General features: G+C 37.1%; 19 protein-coding genes. 11 read left to right on the top strand and 8 right to left on the bottom strand.

From position 1 onward, the window contains the following. Positions 1 to 129: 129 nt before the first annotated feature. The 3 genes from KI338_RS12810 to KI338_RS12800 all read left to right on the top strand — a co-directional run bounded on the left by KI338_RS12810 (position 130) and on the right by KI338_RS12800 (position 2,147). A complete protein-coding gene (locus tag KI338_RS12810; RefSeq protein ID WP_212921408.1) occupies positions 130 to 738 on the top strand; it encodes a cadmium resistance transporter in 609 nt (202 codons plus the stop codon). Between the two features lie 76 nt (positions 739 to 814). After that, a complete protein-coding gene (locus KI338_RS12805) occupies positions 815 to 1,876 on the top strand; it encodes a permease (RefSeq protein ID WP_212921407.1) in 1,062 nt (353 codons plus the stop codon). An 82-nt stretch (positions 1,877 to 1,958) separates the two neighbouring features. Continuing rightward, positions 1,959 to 2,147: a DUF2187 family protein gene (locus KI338_RS12800; protein ID WP_212921406.1), complete on the top strand. Its 189-nt coding sequence runs from the start codon at positions 1,959 to 1,961 to the stop codon at positions 2,145 to 2,147. 95 nt (positions 2,148 to 2,242) lie between these two features. On the opposite strand, the gene KI338_RS12795 is transcribed toward KI338_RS12800, so the two are convergent. Beyond that, positions 2,243 to 2,434, bottom strand: coding sequence for a YbxH family protein (locus KI338_RS12795; protein ID WP_212921405.1), 192 nt, complete (start codon positions 2,432 to 2,434; stop codon positions 2,243 to 2,245). Between the two features lie 116 nt (positions 2,435 to 2,550). Between KI338_RS12795 and KI338_RS12790 the strand changes: the two genes are divergently transcribed. From KI338_RS12790 to KI338_RS12780, 3 genes are all read left to right on the top strand, one after another. Next, on the top strand, positions 2,551 to 4,584 hold the full coding sequence (locus KI338_RS12790; RefSeq protein ID WP_212921404.1) for a catalase: 2,034 nt from the start codon (positions 2,551 to 2,553) through the stop codon (positions 4,582 to 4,584). A gap of 225 nt (positions 4,585 to 4,809) precedes the next feature. After that, positions 4,810 to 5,544, top strand: coding sequence for a sulfite exporter TauE/SafE family protein (locus KI338_RS12785; protein ID WP_212921403.1), 735 nt, complete (start codon positions 4,810 to 4,812; stop codon positions 5,542 to 5,544). A gap of 144 nt (positions 5,545 to 5,688) precedes the next feature. Beyond that, positions 5,689 to 6,108: a MarR family winged helix-turn-helix transcriptional regulator gene (locus KI338_RS12780; RefSeq protein WP_212921402.1), complete on the top strand. Its 420-nt coding sequence runs from the start codon at positions 5,689 to 5,691 to the stop codon at positions 6,106 to 6,108. Positions 6,109 to 6,459: 351 nt separating this feature from the next. Here KI338_RS12780 and KI338_RS12775 read toward each other — a convergent pair whose 3' ends face one another. The 3 genes from KI338_RS12775 to pdxS form a co-directional block, all read right to left on the bottom strand. Next, the gene (locus tag KI338_RS12775) at positions 6,460 to 8,058 is read right to left on the bottom strand and encodes an amidohydrolase (protein ID WP_212921401.1); all 1,599 of its coding nucleotides are present in this window, start codon (positions 8,056 to 8,058) and stop codon (positions 6,460 to 6,462) included. 102 nt (positions 8,059 to 8,160) lie between these two features. After that, positions 8,161 to 8,544, bottom strand: a complete 384-nt coding sequence (locus KI338_RS12770; protein WP_212921400.1) for a DUF2500 domain-containing protein — start codon at positions 8,542 to 8,544, stop codon at positions 8,161 to 8,163. Between the two features lie 254 nt (positions 8,545 to 8,798). Further along, on the bottom strand, positions 8,799 to 9,677 hold the full coding sequence (gene pdxS / locus KI338_RS12765; protein WP_212921399.1) for a pyridoxal 5'-phosphate synthase lyase subunit PdxS: 879 nt from the start codon (positions 9,675 to 9,677) through the stop codon (positions 8,799 to 8,801). Between the two features lie 122 nt (positions 9,678 to 9,799). Here pdxS and pdxR point away from each other — a divergent pair, with 122 nt between their 5' ends. After that, the gene (gene pdxR, locus KI338_RS12760) at positions 9,800 to 11,200 is read left to right on the top strand and encodes a MocR-like pyridoxine biosynthesis transcription factor PdxR (RefSeq protein ID WP_212921398.1); all 1,401 of its coding nucleotides are present in this window, start codon (positions 9,800 to 9,802) and stop codon (positions 11,198 to 11,200) included. Positions 11,201 to 11,249: 49 nt separating this feature from the next. Here pdxR and KI338_RS12755 read toward each other — a convergent pair whose 3' ends face one another. The 3 genes from KI338_RS12755 to KI338_RS12745 all read right to left on the bottom strand — a co-directional run bounded on the left by KI338_RS12755 (position 11,250) and on the right by KI338_RS12745 (position 14,972). Then, positions 11,250 to 11,840 (bottom strand): hypothetical protein, encoded by a 591-nt coding sequence (locus KI338_RS12755; RefSeq protein WP_212921581.1) that lies wholly within the window; start codon positions 11,838 to 11,840, stop codon positions 11,250 to 11,252. A gap of 267 nt (positions 11,841 to 12,107) precedes the next feature. After that, positions 12,108 to 14,015, bottom strand: a complete 1,908-nt coding sequence (locus KI338_RS12750; protein ID WP_212921397.1) for a vWA domain-containing protein — start codon at positions 14,013 to 14,015, stop codon at positions 12,108 to 12,110. A gap of 84 nt (positions 14,016 to 14,099) precedes the next feature. Beyond that, positions 14,100 to 14,972, bottom strand: coding sequence for an AAA family ATPase (locus KI338_RS12745; RefSeq protein WP_212921396.1), 873 nt, complete (start codon positions 14,970 to 14,972; stop codon positions 14,100 to 14,102). Positions 14,973 to 15,101: 129 nt separating this feature from the next. Here KI338_RS12745 and KI338_RS12740 point away from each other — a divergent pair, with 129 nt between their 5' ends. The 3 genes from KI338_RS12740 to KI338_RS12730 all read left to right on the top strand — a co-directional run bounded on the left by KI338_RS12740 (position 15,102) and on the right by KI338_RS12730 (position 17,053). Further along, positions 15,102 to 15,746, top strand: a complete 645-nt coding sequence (locus KI338_RS12740) for an N-acetylmuramoyl-L-alanine amidase (protein WP_244853591.1) — start codon at positions 15,102 to 15,104, stop codon at positions 15,744 to 15,746. Positions 15,747 to 15,906: 160 nt separating this feature from the next. Further along, on the top strand, positions 15,907 to 16,137 hold the full coding sequence (locus KI338_RS12735; protein ID WP_212921394.1) for an excisionase family DNA-binding protein: 231 nt from the start codon (positions 15,907 to 15,909) through the stop codon (positions 16,135 to 16,137). Positions 16,138 to 16,147: 10 nt separating this feature from the next. After that, the gene (locus tag KI338_RS12730) at positions 16,148 to 17,053 is read left to right on the top strand and encodes an RluA family pseudouridine synthase (protein WP_212921393.1); all 906 of its coding nucleotides are present in this window, start codon (positions 16,148 to 16,150) and stop codon (positions 17,051 to 17,053) included. Positions 17,054 to 17,126: 73 nt separating this feature from the next. Here the strand turns inward: KI338_RS12730 and KI338_RS12725 are convergent, their stop codons facing one another. Then, the gene (locus KI338_RS12725; RefSeq protein ID WP_212921392.1) at positions 17,127 to 18,116 is read right to left on the bottom strand and encodes a DmpA family aminopeptidase; all 990 of its coding nucleotides are present in this window, start codon (positions 18,114 to 18,116) and stop codon (positions 17,127 to 17,129) included. Between the two features lie 186 nt (positions 18,117 to 18,302). Between KI338_RS12725 and KI338_RS12720 the strand changes: the two genes are divergently transcribed. Next, positions 18,303 to 18,482, top strand: a complete 180-nt coding sequence (locus KI338_RS12720) for a hypothetical protein (RefSeq protein ID WP_212921391.1) — start codon at positions 18,303 to 18,305, stop codon at positions 18,480 to 18,482. Positions 18,483 to 18,493: the final 11 nt, after the last annotated feature.

Here is an 18,493-nt window from a genome sequence, read left to right as displayed (position 1 = left end):
AATTCTACTTTTCTAAATGACCATTAATTCTATCGATTCCTATTTCCGCCAACTAAATACATGGTCTATTGCAACATAGACAGGCTTATACTCTTAGTACAGGATTAGTTTATTGGGGGAGATTTGCTAATGGCTACTGTAATTACGATGATTATTACATTTATTGCAACTGGAATGGATGAAATGCTAATTTTAATAGTATTATTTGCACATGCTAGGAACCATAAGCAAATCAGACAAGTCTATATTGGTCAGCAGATAGGGATGACATTTGTCCTTCTAATAGCTGTTGTAGTGGTTTATTGGATATCTTTTATTACGGAAGAATGGACAGGCCTCCTTGGTTTCTTGCCAATAATTATTGGAATCATGGAATTGTTTGAACGGGATGACGAGGATGAGGAATCTTCTACCACTCTCCAAAAAACGGCTATATTCAGTAATTTAACTGTAAGAGTCGCAATTATTGCAATTGCTGGTGGGGCAGAGGAACTAGCGATATTTATTCCATATTTTACTTCCTTGAATGTGAAAGAAGTGCTAATTGCTATCCTTACCTTTATACTTCTGGTGCCAATATGGAGTGCTATTTGTCATATACTAGGTTCTGTGAAACAAATATATACCTTTGTAGGACGATTTCAGCGTTTCATTATACCTATGATTTTTATTGGTATAGGAGTAAAAGTGCTTTTGGAAAGTGATGCTATTGAAACGTTATTAGATTTATTTTTATAAGGTTACTTGGATGCCAATCGGAATTATACATTAGTAGGCAAATTAGTAGTATAATAATCCATTGGAGGTAATAAAAATGACTCAAACATCTCATTCTTTTTCATCAAATGCGGGTCATAAGAAGACTTGGATTTATGCACTTTTATTTATTTTAATCACGGCTATTGGATTAGCATATGTAAAGTGGGTACCTTATTTTCATAAAGCAGATTTAGCAAGGGCAACCCATTCTATTGGTGAGTCAATACTAGGCGATAAACCGGTGCCTGTTTCATGGCAAAGTGCGTGGGAATATGCAGTCATCTATTTTAAATCGGTATGGCAAGCTGCGGTTCTAGGTATACTACTTGGTTCCTTGTTACAGGTCTTACTGCCGGCCAATTGGTTAATAAAAGTTCTTGGTAAGACAAGCTTTGGTAGTACTGCAGTTGGTGGACTAGCTGCTTTGCCAGGAATGATGTGTACCTGCTGTGCGGCACCAGTTGCTGTTGGTTTACGAAAGAAGAGGGTTTCGGTCGGTGCAAGCCTTGCATTTTGGTTGGGTAACCCAACCCTTAATCCTGCTACATTAGTTTTTATGACGTTTGTCCTTTCCTGGAAATTTACTTTACTTCGTATAATTTTCGGCCTATTCATTGTCTTTGGAGTAAGCTATTTAGCCAATCGCTTTGCACCAAAGGTTGATTCAGATGAACTTAATAAAATGATGGAAGATGCAAAGCAAGAGGAGTCTGAACCGTTCCTATTCAGATGGATAAAATCGATGGGGATGATGATAATCTATATCGTTCCAGCATATTTACTATCCGTGTTGGTTTTAGGAGCAGCTCGTGCATGGCTATTTCCTTCCATTGGCATTGAAATGGCAAATGGCGTGATCGCGGTTGTTCTTTTTGCTATTGCAGGTATGCTTTTTGTTATTCCAACTGCTGCTGAAATACCAATTATACAGACATTTATGGCATTTGGATTAGGTGGTGGTCCAGCCGCAGCATTACTAGTAACATTACCAGCTATTAGTTTGCCTTCGATGATCATGGTTGGTAAATCGTTTCCGAAAAAGGTATTATTATTTGTTGCTAGTTCAGTGGTCGTAATCGGATTCTTATGTGGATTAGTGGGGATGTATATCCTTTAATAATGATCTGTAGTTGAATTTGAAAATACTGTATGAGTAATACTATGAGCAAGGATAACAAGTTTTAAAAGGAGTAATCATAATGACAAATTCTACACAAGCAAATGTTGAAGACACAATAGAAATAGTAAATGGAGAACATAAAGGAAAGAAAGGAAAAGTCCTTATTGTTCGAGAAAATTCTGTAATCGTCGAGATAGGCCATAATAAGGTTAGAGACGAGCCAATTAAAACAGTCGTTAATCATAAAAATTATAAAGTAGTTAAGTAAGAAAAAGCCTACCATATGGGTATTGCCCCCTAAAAAGTTAGATTATTAGCCATAACTTTTTAGGTCTACTACCATGAAGGTAGGCTTTCTTTATTTTATAAACCTCTTTCCTGACAATATTCATCCACAAGCTCTTCAATTTTATCGACCAATGGATATTTCCCTGAAAAAGAAAATTTTATCTCTTCTATAAACTCCCCTTGGTGGTATACATGAATGGCACCATTTTGTTCAATCACACTAAATTCTGGCTCAAACCGATAACCGCTACGTTCAATTGCACCCATAAACAAACAACTCCTCATTTATATATACTTTTAGTAATTCTCAATCGCATCCTTTTCAATTCAGAAGGATATTTATGTGGTTACCTACATATCTATGAATGGGGAGGTGTATATAGATGACAGATAAAAGGAACAACGATGAAAAAGACCAGCATCTGGAAATATTTCGGGTGACAGACAAGGGAAAGGATATGACGACGAATCAAGGCGTTAAGATATCGGAGGATGAGCTTTCCTTAACAGCAGGTGTTCGAGGTCCAACGCTGATGGAAGACTTTCATTTTCGGGAAAAAATGACTCACTTTGATCATGAAAGAATTCCAGAAAGAGTGGTACATGCCCGTGGTTTTGCTGCACATGGTGAGTTTCAATTATATGAGAACATGGAGAGATACACAAAAGCGAAGATATTTACGGATACCTCTAGAAAAGTACCTGTTTTTGTACGATTTTCTACAGTTAATGGTTCGAGAGGATCTGCAGACACCGCAAGAGATGCCAGGGGTTTCGCTACAAAATTTTATACAGAAGAGGGGAACTATGACCTTGTAGCAAATAATATACCAGTCTTCTTTATCCAAGATGGAATTAAATTTCCAGATGTCGTCCATTCCTTCAAACCAGAACCCCATATTGATACCCCTCAAGCATCTACTGCACATGATAACTTTTGGGACTTTGTTGCCAATAATCCAGAAAATGCTCATATGGTTATGTGGATTATGTCAGACCGAGCTATACCAAGAAGCTTCCGTATGATGGAGGGCTTTGGCGTCAATACATTCCGATTGGTTAATCAACAAGGGGAGGCGTTTTTTGCTAAGTTCCATTGGAAGCCAAAGCTCGGTACACATTCACTTATTTGGGAGGAGTCGCAAAAGCTAATGGGAGTTGACCCAGATTTTCATCGGCATGATTTATGGGAAGCAATAGAACGGGGGGATTATCCCGAATATGAGCTAGGGATTCAAATTTTAAATGAGGAAGATGAGTTTAAATTTGATTTTGACATATTAGATGCAACCAAGCTATGGCCAGAAGAAGAGGTTCCAGTTAAGATAATAGGAAAAATGACCTTAACAAGAAATGTTGATAATTTCTTTGCAGAAACAGAACAAGTTGCCTTTCATCCAGGCAATGTTGTCCCGGGTATTGATTTTACGAATGATCCGCTGTTACAAGCTAGACTTTTTTCGTATATAGATACACAGTTAATCCGACTTGGCGGTCCAAACTTTCATGAGCTTCCAATCAACAGACCAATCCGCCAGTTCTATAATAATCAACGAGATGGATATGGCAGACAGACGATTAATGTCGGTCGGGTAAATTTTCATCGTAATTCATTAGCTGGCAATACGCCATCACCGGTTCCTCCTGAGGAAGGGGGATATGCGCATTATGAGGAGAAGGTCGAAGGAAGAAAAATTCGTGCAAGAAGTACTAGCTTTACGGACCACTTCTCTCAGGCTACTATGTTTTGGAATAGTATGAGTGACCCTGAGAAAAAGCATATTATTGATGCATTTAGCTTTGAGCTTGGGAAGGTGAAAAGTATATCTGTAAGGCAACAGAATGTGGATCTATTTGCAAATGTGAATCTGGAAATGGCGCGAATTATTGCTAAAAATATTGGTGTAAAAGAGCCTGTTAGCGGTGGGTCAACAGTTACTAAGTCGTCTCCTGCATTAAGTCAATTAAATACGGTAAAGAGTGCGAGAACACGAAAGGTAGCAGTTATTATAACGAACGGGTTTAATGGGCCTTTCGTGAAAGCAGTTCTTGATAGTTGGAGAACAGAAGGATTAGTTCCTGAAATCATTAGTGAAGATCTTGGACCAGTTCATGGAACAAATGGAGTTATTCTTAATGCTACACAAAATGTATATACTGCTGATTCGGTGCTGTATGATGCTGTGTACATGGTAAGAGGTAGTAGCAAGGATATGGAATTCAATCGTAAAGTGGCACATTTTCTTGATGAAGCATTTCGACATAAGAAGACACTTGGAGCAACTGGAGAAGGAAGACAGTGGTTGGAACTGAATCAATATACGAATAAATCTGGAGTGATTTCTAGTGACAATGCTTCAGAATTTGCCAAACAATTTGTAGAAGCTGTTCGTCAGCATCGTCACTGGTATCGGTAAGTGAAAAGGGGGAAATACGTGCGAATAATACGATAGGCAATTAGAAGGGGATTAAAATATAAATTAATTTAGTGTCTGCATCTAAGCGCCTGGAAATATCCAGGCGCTTTTTAAATTTGAAGATAGTAGTGTTTAGGTATAATTTTTAGTTATCATTTTATATATAAATATAGTATTATTTCTTATCGAAAAATACAGCTATACTGAATACAGGGGGTGTTCAGTATGGAGTATATTATCATCTTTTTTACAGGTATTATTTCCACTACATTAGGTACTATAGCGGGTGGTGGTGGATTAATTAGTCTACCAACAATGTTAGTCTTAGGTATTCCAGTTCATTCTGCAATAGGAGCAAATAAGGTTTCAAATACGGTTAGTTCTTTTTCTAGTTTTATTCACTTGTTAAGACAAAAGAAAATAAATATGAAAGAATGCTATTGGATGATTCCGATTAGTCTACTAGGAGGATGGAGTGGAGGCTTTATAGCGTCATTGATCTCTGCTGATTATCTATACATCATCGCAGTAATATTACTCTTGTTTGCTTTTGTTACATCACTGATTGGAAAACGGGATTTTACTGGTGAGAATGGACTAAGACCATCCAAAATAAGCATTCCTGGTCTATATAGTATTGGGATATATGATGGGTTATTCGGTCCTGGTCAAGGGACGCTGATGTTTTATCTGTTTGGATATTTGAAGGTGGATTATATCCGGGCAGTAGCCTATGTGAGGCTTGCTACGTTTTCGAGCTGTATAGGTGCAGCTATCATGTATATCTCTGCGGGGAAAATTATCTGGGGGTTAACGATTACTTTACTTTGTGGATCCGTTATAGGGGCACAGATTGGTGTACGGCTTGCTGAAAAGTTAAATCCTGTCTATATCAAACCAATATTAAGAGCTGTGACTTTAGCAATTATTATTCAAGTAGTTGTGGAGAACATGTGGTAAAGTAAAAGATTAGTTCATGATATCTTAGTACAGATTTAATCAACCTCAAGACGGATTTAAAAGGAGTAAATAGCATTATAATTAACACTAAGCGGTAGCAGTAAATAAAATTGTTTTATTTAAACCATTGATGGAGGGATAATCATGCATAAAGGTGGAAAACCAATTGGTTATTGGTTAAGAGAAGCAGATAAATCGATTTCAGCTATGGTTAACCAAAAATTAGAAAAATATAACTTAACAAGATCTCACTGGCAGGTGTTAAATACAGTATATGAAAGGGACAGAATCTCAAAAGAGGATTTACTAAATTCATTAAGTCATTTTATTGATGATTCTATGCTTAACGAAATTATTACCCATTTTATTCGGCAAAATTGGGTTATCGAATTGAATGCTCCAGAGACTTTAATTTCAATGACGGAAGAAGGAAAGGAAGTTTTTCATGATATTTTTTCCACACAACAAAAAACTAGAATGCAATTATTTGAGGGGGTTTCAGAAGAGGAATATGAAATAACTATCAACGTACTCAAAAGGTTAATTGAGAATGCTAAACGTTAATAAAAGCATTATCCCCTATTACCATTATGCACCTTGATTTAAATAAGAATGGACAAAAAAGGGGGACAGACAAGCAATTAATTGTTCGTCTTTAAATAACATTGTTTAGTTATGTCCCTTCCACTTTGTGAGTTGTTTTTCTAGCAAGAAATGTATTATGAATCTATAATCCTATTTCTACATTTTCAACTGGTATATGAATCGTTAATCTAAGTAGGGCCTGAATTGGATTATAGCGTATAGAGTCCACACTTTTTGGTGCACACCTCAACAGTGAAAGTGAAATTTTATCCTTTGGTACGCACAATCCTTTAGTGTGGACTTTTTTTCGCTTATGTTAATGTTAAACCTTTATTTTTCAAATACTACACGACCATCAACCATTGTAAAAATAACAGAGGCATCTTTTATCTCCTCTGCAGGTATGGAAAATAAATCTCGATCTAACACAATGATGTCCGCCAATTTACCAGCTTCAATTGTACCTAGCTCCTGTTCGCGAAACGATCCGTATGCAGGGGCATAAGTGTATGCCTTTAATGCTTCATCCAATGTAATTGTCTCATCTGGATGCCATATCACTTGTTCATCATCCAAGCGGGTGACAGCACGATATATAGCAGAGAGTGGATTTAAACCAACTACCGGGTAGTCACTTCCGAATACCAAAGTGGCACCATTGTCCTGAAGCGTTTTCTGAAGCATATATCGCTGCATCCGTTCTTCTCCAATTAGATCCTGGAAGACTTCGTAGGATGAACCATTAATATGCTCTGGTTGAATAGAAGCTAATACTCCTAATTCTTTAAATCGGGGTATATCTTCCTCTAGAATCATTTCGATATGCTCAATGGAGTGTCTGGAATCTCTCTTCCCATTTTGTTTCTCTGCCTCTTCAAATGTATCTAAAGCAAGTCTTACCGCCTTATCACCTATACAATGGAAGCGAACTCTGAATTTTTCCTTATCGGCTTCTAGCGTCCAATTTTTTATTAGTTCCTCGGGATAAACTGTTCCACCAATGGTTTCTGTTTTATTTGTGTAAGGCTTTTCTAAATAAGCTGTGTAGCTAGTTATCACGCCATCGATAAATTGTTTAAAACCAGTAAACTGCACCATGTTGGAGTGATATGCTGCTCGTAGGCGTTTTGCTTCTTCGATGTTGCCATTTAACGGTGCAACGAAGTGAATCCTGGCAGTCAGTTTATTCCTTTGTTCAAAATCTGCATATATCTCAGCTTCTTCCGTGCTCATTTCAGGGAGCCTGAGAAGGTCATGGGCCGATGTAATCCCATATTGATTGGCTTCCTTTAAAAATTGTTCAAGTAATTGCTCTTTATAAGCCAAATCCATTGGCATAGCTTTAGTTGCTAGACCAACAGCGTGCTCTAATAATAACCCTGTTGGCTCACCACTTTTGTCTTTTATGACCTCGCCAAAATCAGGATTGACAGTATCACGAGTAATATTTGCCAATTGAAGCATTGCACTGTTTACCCAAGCACTATGAAATTCGGCTTGATATAGCAGTACAGGTCTATCAGAAACTACCTCATCAAGATAACTTCTATGTACTTCCTCTTTTTCTATCCAAGTATTATCATCCCAGCCACTACCAAGAATAAAAGGGACTTCAGGATGCTCATCAGCATATTTTTGAACTAAATGGGCTACCTCAATAGCAGACTTTGCATTCGTTAGATTAACACTATTGGACAACATACTTCCTAATAATAAATGAATATGAAAGTCATGGAAGCCAGGCATGATGAGTTTATCGCCAAAGTCATAGACGGTACAATTTGTATTTTTATATTGGTCAATTGCATCCTTATTTACTACATCAATAATCTTATTTCGTGCGATTAGAATAGCTGCTGGTACAGGCTCTGTTGAGGTGCCTGTAAAAATTCTGTTACCCGTGATAATGATTTCAGGTGAATGTGCCATATTTTTCTATTCTCCTTTAAATGGATTCCTTCCACGTATCATTTTAACATTTTATTTGAACTTGTAAATCTGCTCATTTAAGCAATGGGAACAGGTATTAACCTAAGTTCTGTCTCTCTCAAAACCCAAAAATCGAGTGCCTCGGAAGGTGAGTTTTCCCTGATCATGATTAGCAATTTGAGAATAATCCCTAGCTGTGATTTGAAACTCTTGGCGATCTCCACTCTCAAATTCAAATGTTGCATAATAAGAGGTACTAGAGTGATGATGGTGGTCGTTTGAATGATGTATGTGCGTGACATCGGTTCGTTTGCTTGTTACATTAGCAAATACAGTTAATGTATGAGAATTCTCATTTTTTCTCCACTGGGATATTCCTTTAACAGCAGTCATCAAGAATGCTCCGATAACAATAATGAAAATAATAGTAAAAAATATCGGAAAGAAATCAAACGTATTCAAATCTGAATCGAATGAATAATTCATTTCAATACCCCGATTAAAAGAAGTTATAAATAAAATACGTTTCTATAAAGGAAAAGTTTCAGTTTACTTGAAGGGGAAAGATGCTATGGAATCTTGGGTGAATTATACCAATGAATATGTAGCTTTCTAAATTCATGATTATGTTTCAAAGGGCAAGAATAAAGCTTGATAGGATTTGGGGAGGTATTGCATACCAGCCAGCTAGAGAATTCAACAAATTCATCTGTCTGGTATGCTATTTTTTTTATGGTCGATTACCAACCACGATTTTGCATTCTATCCTCTTGGCTAAGCTTGGAAATTTCTATCCCTTTCATTGGACTTCCTAGCTCTTTAGATAGTTTACCAATTAGATCATAGTCCTTGTAGTTAGCCGTCGCCTGAACAATAGACCTTGCGAATTTTTCAGGGTTTTCCGATTTGAAGATACCTGAACCAACAAAAACACCGTCAGCACCTAGCTCCATCATTAAGGCAGCATCGGCTGGGGTTGCTACCCCTCCTGCAGCATAGTTCATGACTGGTAAGCTTCCATGTTCTTTAATTTGTTTTAAGATTTCAAATGGTGCACCTAATATTTTTGCTTCTGTCATTAACTCATCCTCATTCATATGGATAAGCTTGCGAACCTGTGCCTGCACCTTTCGCATATGTCTCACAGCTTCAACTATGTTACCTGTACCAGGTTCCCCTTTGGTTCGAAGCATAGTCGCTCCCTCACCAATTCTTCTTGCTGCTTCACCAAGGTCACGACATCCGCAAACAAATGGTACCGTAAAATCGCTTTTTAAAATGTGGAATTCCTCGTCAGCTGGTGTTAGTACTTCACTTTCGTCAATATAGTCAATTCCGATTGCTTCTAGTACTTTTGCTTCTACGATATGACCTATTCGGGCTTTTGCCATAACAGGGATTTTAACTGCATCGATAACCTCTTCAATGATACGTGGATCTGCCATTCTAGCAACACCACCCGCTGCACGGATGTCAGAAGGAACACGTTCAAGAGCCATAACAGCTACCGCACCAGATGCTTCAGCTATTTTGGCTTGTTCTGCGTTAACAACGTCCATAATAACGCCACCTAATGGCATTTGTAGTTTTTCTTGTTTATTACTTAATAGCTTTCCCATATGAAACACTCCAATCATATTGATTTTGCAATATGGAATTTTATTTTATTATAGATAGTAATTGGCATGGCTAAAAGTATCAGATTTGTAAATCTTAATGGTGCCAGATAGGGGGAGTAGCGATGGATATGTTGTCTTGTCATTTAAATCGAGAAGAGAAAATACCTTTATATGAGCAGTTGTACACCTATATAAAGCGGGAGATTATGGAGGGGCGTATTCCATTTCAAACAAAGCTCCCATCAAAGCGGAGACTTGCTGAGTTTCTAAAGATCAGCCAAAACACCGTTGAGCAAGCATATGATCAGTTAGTTGCAGAAGGGTATGTACAGGGAATAGCAAGAAAGGGATATTTTGTACTAGCATATGAGGATTTGGAATATATTCAACCGGCTAAGCCAATACAAACAGAAAATAAAGAAATAAAGCATTCCTTCCGATACGATTTTCACCCAAGTCGCATCGACACAGAGAATTTTCCATTTTCTAGATGGAGGAGGCATGCTAAAAATGTTATGGATAAAGCAAACCAATCTTTACTTCTATTGGGGGAACGACAAGGAGAGTATGAACTTAGAAAAGAGATTGCTAATTATATTTATCAGGCAAGGGGAGTACAATGCTCTCCAGATGACATCCTTCTCGGTGCAGGAATCGAAACATTACTACAGCAGCTTATATTAATGCTTGGGCATAAAATGGTATATGGTGTGGAGGATCCAGGCTATCATGTTATCTCGCATATTCTAAAAAAGTTTTCCAATCCAGTCTTACCCTTAAAGGTAGACAATAGAGGTGTCCTATTGGATTCTCTTGATAAAACAGGAATTAATGTTGTTTATGTGACACCATCCCACCACTTTCCATATGGTTCGGTGCTCTCGGCAAATAGAAGAATTAAACTATTAAACTGGGCTAGTGGTAAAGAGGAACGCTATATTATAGAGGACGACTATGATAGTGAATTTCGGTATAGCGGAAAGTCAATCCCCTCTCTACAGGGTATGGATCAAGGTGGAAAGGTTATTTATCTTGGTACATTTTCGAAATCTTTAATCCCTTCCATTCGAATAAGCTATATGGTCCTTCCGAAACAACTACTAGAGCGTTATCAGGAAGAATTCTCCTTCTTCCAATGCACTGTATCGCGAATTGACCAGCATATTTTAGCTCGATTTATGCAAGAGGGAGACTTTGAAAAACATTTGAATCGGATGCGAAAGGTTTATCGAAGGAAAATGGAAAAAACGCTAGAAATATTACGTGCGTTTCAGAGTAAAATTAAAATCGTTAGCGATATATCGGGATTTCATGTGATTATGGAAGTGAGAAATGGGATGAATGAGGAAGAGCTAGTTCAGAGAGCGGAGCATGCTAATATTTTGATTTATCCACTCTCTACCTATTCCATTGAAAAGCATGATGAACAACAACCGCGGATAATATTAGGGTTTGCTGGGATACCAGAAGCAGAATTAGAAGAGGCAATAGGAAGCTTATTGTCATGCTGGGAGATATATTAAGCAATGTGTGCCAGGCATTTTGAAAAGCATAAAAGAATGTCTGGCATTTCTAAAACATAGCTGGATAGTGAAGAATCATGGCATCCGATATAGCATCTGCCATTTGTCGTGCTTCTTTTTCAATCGCATCATATACTTGTATGTCCTTTTGATAGTCTTTATTAATCATATAGATTGCTTCCTGTTTTGTTAAGTCTAGATGCGTGTAAAACATATCCTTAACCGCTTTTTCTGTTAAAAAAGGATTGACAGTACTTAAGAATTTTGCGATTTCATCTGCATTTCTATACCATTTTTTCTCTGCTTCTTGAGCGGCAGTAGTATTTCCGGCTTTTGCTGCTTTAACAAGATCTGCTGCGATTAATAAATGTTCCTTTATCAAATTTCCATAGGTAGCTGCAACTGTGTCACCATATAATCGACGAATCATATTCCCCATATCTGTTGCATTTTTTAAAAGTCGGGTAAGAACTTCATTCAGGTCGGGAAGGTCAAATGTGATGCTAATGATTGCCATTCTCGTCCAAGCAACATGCTCCTCCCATAGGCTTCTCATATCATTTCGATAATCAACCTCTCTTTGGGAAATATAATGAGCCGCTTGCTTCATCTGTTGCATTGGAGATACAGTGGGAGCCATGTAAGACTGTGCAATAGGCCAATAATTAGGAATAATCGGTGGAGGTGCCGAAGAGACTCTTTCAGCTATTGATGGGAAATTTTGTGCAAATATCCAATAATCATTTTCCGGCTGAACCATATAGCGAAGATAGTAAACCATATTCTTTTACACTCCTAATGAATACAAATTTGCTACATACTATTCATAGAAGCTTCTATAGGTGTTTGTGCACAATAAAAAGAAAAATCACAAGACATTATTTATATGCCCTGTGATTTTCACATTTTAGATAGTCTTCAATAATAACTTTTTTAACAAGGGGGCAAAATGTGCAGGAAGCTCAGCTACACTAGGGATCATGAGACGTTCTCTACCGTAAATGTTTTGCATGGTTTGGTCTTCCCTCTCTTCGATTTCCCCATTTGCTAGAAACATACCAATTACTTCTATACCTTTTTTTCGTACCTCAGAAACGGCAAGGGTAGTATCAACAATGCCGTTTTGATCATAATTAGCAGCAGCCGGCTCTCCATCGGAAAAGACTAACAAGAATTTATTTTTTTCTCTCCGTTCTAATAGCTCTTTCGCCATTTCGCGAATACTAAACCCATCGCGATTATCCTCTTCAGGTTCTAGTTGCATTATTTTGGGGCCATTCTGATGGTAAAACGAGTCAGAAAAGGAATGAATCCGGTGAAAATAATTTGGTTGATAGTCTTCTTTAACCTCGTTTGCATCCTCCCAAAAGCCTACAATAGAGTGGGGAATTTTCAAGTGTTTTAGAACCTCATGAAAAAGAACGATACCTCTTTTAGTTTCCTTCATTTTATTATGCATGGAAGCAGAACAATCTACTAGTAAGCTAAATACTGCATCTAACTCGTTGGAATCAGTATTCTTTTTATAAAAAATTCTAGGATTCTCATCTACTACAATTGGTAAAAGCTTCTTGGATAATCTACCAAAAACAAGATCCTTTCTTGGCTGATTTTTCTTATGTTCAATCGTCTTCTCTATTGTTTTTGCAAGCTTACGCTTATAGGGAGCAATATCCTTTACAAATGCTTGATATGCTTCAATATCTTCACGAGAAGGTGGCATTGCCATTTTATCTAGCTTGACTGCAGCTTTATTTTCTTCGCCATACTCATCAGTGCCATTTCCACCACGCGAGGAGGGTTCTTTTTCTAATGCCTCCATTTGAGAGTAATCGTTCTTTTTGCTCTGCCCTGAGGCACCTTGAATCGCAGCAACAGCTTGATCACCATCCTCTGTTTCACGAGCGCCTCCCCCTAATATACTTGTTTTGGTACCTTGCTCTAATTCGAATTGTAAGAAGTTTTGCTTGCGATTTTCATTTTTATTTTCCCGATGCCAAGTGGAAAATTCCTGGTCAAAATACTCACTATTTTCCTGATCCACTTCCTCAAAATCACAATTAGCTAATGGGTCTGTACGGGTTAGCTCGTCAAATAGGGTGTTTTTCTCATAACGGTCTATATGACTAATTGGAAAGATAAAGTATTCATTCAAGGTGTCTTCGTAATCAGTTGCTTTGAAAACGATATGCTCCGTAATCTTAGTAATATCCGCAGTATTTCGTGCTTCAAAGACATTATATAAATATGGTTTTATTTCCTCTAATTTTTGCAGTTGTTCTACCCTTGCCTTTGGAAAAGAAGGGTCAGGAGTTTCTGAAACCAATTGCAGATAAATTAAACAGAACAGTTCGTCCAACGGAAAGCTTCTGGTAGCATTCACATTTAACTGTGTTTCAAAAAAATGTTGATACGTGCTTCTACGAACAGCAAATGCCTTCCTTGTTCCAGGTCGTTCATGTTTAATCAGTTCTTCTAAACGGAGATCCTCTAATAAGGCGAATAGTTGATAAGCAAATTTTGGAATTCTTTTTTCCTGTATTTCATTTACATAGGACTTCATTTCAGGGATAGTAGAGTACTTTAATGTCCCAATAGCCCGTAGAAAAACATCTGTTTTTAATCCAGATGTTTTAACGGTCTCAGGCGTATTATCCCAAAATCTGCTAGCAGTAAGCTTCATATCAATTAAATCGATAAAGGAGCCATAATTATATTCAAATTTAAGATTGGTATCACCGGATAAAACGGAAGCAAGATCCTGTAATTGTAGAAAAACATCTGTGTCTATCCTTGCATCATTAAAACGGTGCATGTAACATTCTCCTATCTTGATCGAGAGGAAGTTTTAACCTCCTATTGTCTTACTAATCCATTACTGATTTTCGAATAGCAATTTTTAAAATAGTGTATCTACTAAATTTTTGACAAATTCTTTTTCTCTGTCCTCATCTAGCTTATCTACAATCGCCCGTGTGATTGCTCGTTTAGGTGGAATGACCATACTTAGGTCACAGGCATCTAGTAAAGCCCGTATAGAGGCAGCATCCTCAGACAGCTTCCCCTGTGAGACAGCTTGTATTAAATCAGATGATAGTCTAACGAATAAATCAATCGTTGCATCATTAGTAAGCTTCGTACTGGAATGTATTAATTTCTTTAGCTGCTCTCCTTCTATATACGGTATCTCTAATACTATAAAACGATTTTTTAATGCCTCATTTAGTGGAACAGTACCTATATAACCCTCATTTATAGCCGCGATGACACCAAATCCTTCCTTTGCAGTAACCACTTCATTTGTAAAAGGATTTGTGATTGTTCTTCGATAATCAAGAACACCATTAATTAGTGGTAATGTCTCTGGTTTTGCCATATTGACCTCGTCAATATAAAGAAAGGTTCCAGTTGTCATAGCGTTAATCACTGGTCCTGGAATAAACTCGATGATTTGCTTTTCCTGCTGATAGGTTAACGTTTTAAAACCTAAGAGACTTTCTGCATCTAAATCTACAGAACAGTTCACACTAAACATAGGCTGTTTAAATAGATTGGATAAGGTTTCTGCAAACTTTGTTTTGCCTGCTCCGGTAGGACCCTTGAGCAGAATATTTTTACCCATGCTTAAAGCAGTAATTGCATCTATTAATAAATCGATATTGGGTGGCATATACCCACCTTGACGAATAAGTTCTTTAAATGTATTGGTTTGGTTTTTATTTTCCGTTAATAAGTGCTGTATATTTTCCGGTAGTTCATAGTTTATATTCATGTTGTCGATAACTCCTTTCCATGACATTGTAAGCTTTTTTCTCAGGAATCACAAAGGGTAAGCTATTAGTGTGGTCAGGCTAATCGTATGGAATGAATATATTTTGGATAATTAAAGGGGATTATGATTATGAGATGCTTCTCATTTTTACTTGTAATAGTCTTATTATTTCTCTTGGAACTAGAAATTGTAGCTGATGAGATGATAGCTAAGCATGATTTTAACGTTCATCATGTTTTATTACCGAGTAAATACTCTACGCCAAGAACGACGCCGATTACCCATATAATGATCCACTCTATTAGTAATCTTGTGTCAAAACCAGAATCTCCTTATGAAATAAATGATATTCGTCTCTTATTAATGGAACATGGTGTCTCCGCACACTATGTTATAGATCGTAAAGGTAGGGTATTTCAACTGGTTCAAGAAAATCGTGTTGCTTTTCATGCTGGAAGAAACGATCTTCCAAATGCACCTTTCTTTGACCATCGTATGAATGATTATTCCATAGGAATTGAGCTCATGGGAATTGGAACAAAGGAGGAAATGGTACCTATAGTTTCTGAGAAATTATATAATCAATTAGATATCTCGCTGATTGGATTTACAAAAGAACAATATTTGTCCCTTTCCAATTTGTTGGCGTATTTATATAAACGCTATCCGACTATCAAAAAAAGTAGGTACCATGTTATTGGACATGAGGATTACGCTCCAAATAGAAAAAGCGATCCGGGCAGGCTTTTTAATTGGTCTGATGTTGGCTTATAGGTTTTTGTAGAGATTGTATTTAAGCGGAATATAAACTTTGTTCCATACAATTGGATTAGTGTATAATTCACCTATATATGAAAGTAAATAAAGAAAGTAAACGTATGAGAGAAGTTCGTTGCTAACTTGTATTAAATCTCATATAAGGATGGTGTTCCTGATGTATATTACAATCCCAGAACTAGCTGAATATTTATCTATGAATGAGGCGAAGGTTAGAGCTTTCGTATTACAAGGTAGAATTCGAGCTATCCATGATGGGGAGCAGTATTTAATAAATAAGAATCAATTTACAACGCATTTTGAGCAGGTTGAAAAATATAGATTAATGATTCAGGAATATTTGAATGAGCCTATTCCTGAAGATATCGATGTAAAAGACGAAGATTAGGAGATATTAAATGTCACATTTTGGAAAAAATGGTAATGTTGAACGTAACCATGCAGTCAAATTTGAAGTGAAGGAACACGGAGAGCTTTTACCGTTTTTATTACAACAAATGAATAACCGTAGTCGAAATTCGATTAAATCAATGCTAACTAGAGGACAGGTGAAGGTGGATGATCATATCGAAACAAAGCATAATTATCCTCTTCTTCCTGGTCAAATAGTAAGTGTGTTAAAAAATAAGGCAGCTATTCAAGAAAACACATTTATTGGGTTGAACATACTTTATGAGGATGAAGCAATTATCATTATTAATAAAGATGCGGGACTACTCTCTATGGCAACAGAAAAAGAAAAAAGAAGAACAGCATATCATCAATTAATGGATCATGTGAAAAGAGAAAATCCCAGGAACCGAGTCTTTATTGTCCATCGGCTAGATAAAGAAACTTCTGGAGTTATGATGTTTGCTAAAAGTGAGAAAGTGAAACGAAAGCTTCAAGAGAGCTGGAAGATACTTGTGAAGGAAAGGACATATGTCGCCTTAGTAGAAGGAAAAGTGAATCAAACTGAAGGTACAATTAAATCAAGATTAAAAGAAAGTAAGACACATAAAATGTATTCCATTCAAGACGGCGAGGGACAGCTTGCTATTACGCATTATCGCAGGATTCAGGCTAATTCATTATTCTCTCTTTTAGAAGTGAAGCTAGATACTGGAAGGAAAAATCAAATTCGTGTACATATGAGTGATCTTGGGCATCCTATAGTTGGTGACAAGAAATATGGAGCGAAGTCGAATGATATCGGAAGACTTGGTCTGCATGCAAAAGTATTATCCTTCTTACATCCTGTAACTGGCCAGTTAATGTTATTCCGTGCGGATGTACCGAAATCCTTTTTGATAAAGAGTAAGTAAATGGTTTCGTAGAGTAATGAATGAATTTGTGAATGATTCGGTGGCAGTTTTACTACTTACAGGGCACCGCTAATTAAAGCGGTGCCTTTTCAATTACTCTTCCAAATTGACCGACAGTCGTTTCAGCGTATTTTAATGAATTAATAATAGCTTCTTCGGTCGCCTCTACTACTGCTTGAAACAGCTGACTCATGGCTTTATGGTCGTCACGTAAATAAGCGATTGTCTCTAGATGAGAGTTCGCATTGTGCGAATATTGATTGGCCGTGGAAAATGCAATAGCAATATCGCCACTTCCATTATCCATATGACTGCCGACACGACCAAGTCCAGCTGCGGTTCGTTTTGCAAGGCGCTTTAACTGCCTATCGTAAACAGGAGCATCAGTCGCAATAATCATCATGATAGAACCATCGGTACTGTTAGGGTTTTTTTTCTTTGGAAAGTTAGCGAATAGAGCATCCTCACCTTTACCAAAATTGCTAAGGACAAGGCAGCCAACCGTATATTTCTCATTTGCAGAAGTTACAATTCTAGAGGCGGTTCCTATTCCACCTTTATACCCAAAGCAAATCATTCCCTTACCTGCACCTATAGCACCTTGCTCTACTTGGCGATTACTGGCATTTTTAATAGCTTCGATAGCATGTTCCGGTCTCACTGCTTGTAAGCGCATTGAATTTAAGTAGCCGTCATTACACTCGCCCACTACTACATTTAATGTTCCAGCTGCATCACCAATTTCTTTATTTTGCTCCATCATGTAGGTAACCGTACCTTCAACAACAGGTCCTATACTTAATGTGTTAGACAGCATAATAGGTGACTCCAAAAGCCCAAGTTCTTCAATCTGAATAAGTCCAGTAGTTTTTCCAAATCCATTAATTACATGGCAGGCAGCATGAACCTTTTCATAGAATAGATTACCAGGGTGAGGGAGGATTGCAGTAACACCTGTGCAGATAGTTTCTTCATCATTTATTTTCTCATATAATGTTTTATGACCAACTAACACACCTTCGACATCGGTAATACAATTCTTTCTTCCCTTTTGCAAGGCCATCCTCGATTTCTCCTTTATCTCAAATTTATTAACTATAGTATGTACAAAAATTTACTCATAATCTACTGTATGATAAAAAATGTAATCCTTCATTTAAATTGATTCGTTTCTTCTGTTTCATACAAATGGTAAAATAGTTCTCAGACATGTAAACTTAAGATAAGGATAAATATAGGAGAGACGAGAATGAAACCACTTTTATATCAATTTTTGGCTATGGCAGTACTATGGATAGGCTTAATATTTTTCTATGATGAAATGAATAATTTAAGTAGATTCATTTTTTATTTAGTGACTTCTTGGGTATTATTATTGCTTGTTTTACTTGTTAAACAAGTAATTCGTAATCGGAAAGCGTCTAAGTAAATCCGTTTGTA

This window comes from Ornithinibacillus bavariensis (assembly GCF_018333235.1).
Lineage (GTDB): Bacteria > Bacillota > Bacilli > Bacillales > Amphibacillaceae > Ornithinibacillus > Ornithinibacillus bavariensis.
This window is presented reverse-complemented; position numbering and strand designations above follow the sequence as displayed.

Excerpts from the sequence above, each read along its gene's own strand:
- KI338_RS12810 (WP_212921408.1), top strand. The coding sequence starts at position 130 with ATGGCTACTGTAATTACGATGATTATTACATTTATTGCAACTGGAATG.
- KI338_RS12805 (WP_212921407.1), top strand. The coding sequence starts at position 815 with ATGACTCAAACATCTCATTCTTTTTCATCAAATGCGGGTCATAAGAAG.
- KI338_RS12800 (WP_212921406.1), top strand. The coding sequence starts at position 1,959 with ATGACAAATTCTACACAAGCAAATGTTGAAGACACAATAGAAATAGTA.
- KI338_RS12795 (WP_212921405.1), bottom strand. The coding sequence starts at position 2,434 with ATGGGTGCAATTGAACGTAGCGGTTATCGGTTTGAGCCAGAATTTAGT.
- KI338_RS12790 (WP_212921404.1), top strand. The coding sequence starts at position 2,551 with ATGACAGATAAAAGGAACAACGATGAAAAAGACCAGCATCTGGAAATA.
- KI338_RS12785 (WP_212921403.1), top strand. The coding sequence starts at position 4,810 with ATGGAGTATATTATCATCTTTTTTACAGGTATTATTTCCACTACATTA.
- KI338_RS12780 (WP_212921402.1), top strand. The coding sequence starts at position 5,689 with ATGCATAAAGGTGGAAAACCAATTGGTTATTGGTTAAGAGAAGCAGAT.
- KI338_RS12775 (WP_212921401.1), bottom strand. The coding sequence starts at position 8,058 with ATGGCACATTCACCTGAAATCATTATCACGGGTAACAGAATTTTTACA.
- KI338_RS12770 (WP_212921400.1), bottom strand. The coding sequence starts at position 8,544 with ATGAATTATTCATTCGATTCAGATTTGAATACGTTTGATTTCTTTCCG.
- pdxS (WP_212921399.1), bottom strand. The coding sequence starts at position 9,677 with ATGGGAAAGCTATTAAGTAATAAACAAGAAAAACTACAAATGCCATTA.
- pdxR (WP_212921398.1), top strand. The coding sequence starts at position 9,800 with ATGGATATGTTGTCTTGTCATTTAAATCGAGAAGAGAAAATACCTTTA.
- KI338_RS12755 (WP_212921581.1), bottom strand. The coding sequence starts at position 11,840 with ATGGCTCCCACTGTATCTCCAATGCAACAGATGAAGCAAGCGGCTCAT.
- KI338_RS12750 (WP_212921397.1), bottom strand. The coding sequence starts at position 14,015 with ATGCACCGTTTTAATGATGCAAGGATAGACACAGATGTTTTTCTACAA.
- KI338_RS12745 (WP_212921396.1), bottom strand. The coding sequence starts at position 14,972 with ATGAATATAAACTATGAACTACCGGAAAATATACAGCACTTATTAACG.
- KI338_RS12740 (WP_244853591.1), top strand. The coding sequence starts at position 15,102 with ATGAGATGCTTCTCATTTTTACTTGTAATAGTCTTATTATTTCTCTTG.
- KI338_RS12735 (WP_212921394.1), top strand. The coding sequence starts at position 15,907 with ATGTATATTACAATCCCAGAACTAGCTGAATATTTATCTATGAATGAG.
- KI338_RS12730 (WP_212921393.1), top strand. The coding sequence starts at position 16,148 with ATGTCACATTTTGGAAAAAATGGTAATGTTGAACGTAACCATGCAGTC.
- KI338_RS12725 (WP_212921392.1), bottom strand. The coding sequence starts at position 18,116 with ATGGCCTTGCAAAAGGGAAGAAAGAATTGTATTACCGATGTCGAAGGT.
- KI338_RS12720 (WP_212921391.1), top strand. The coding sequence starts at position 18,303 with ATGAAACCACTTTTATATCAATTTTTGGCTATGGCAGTACTATGGATA.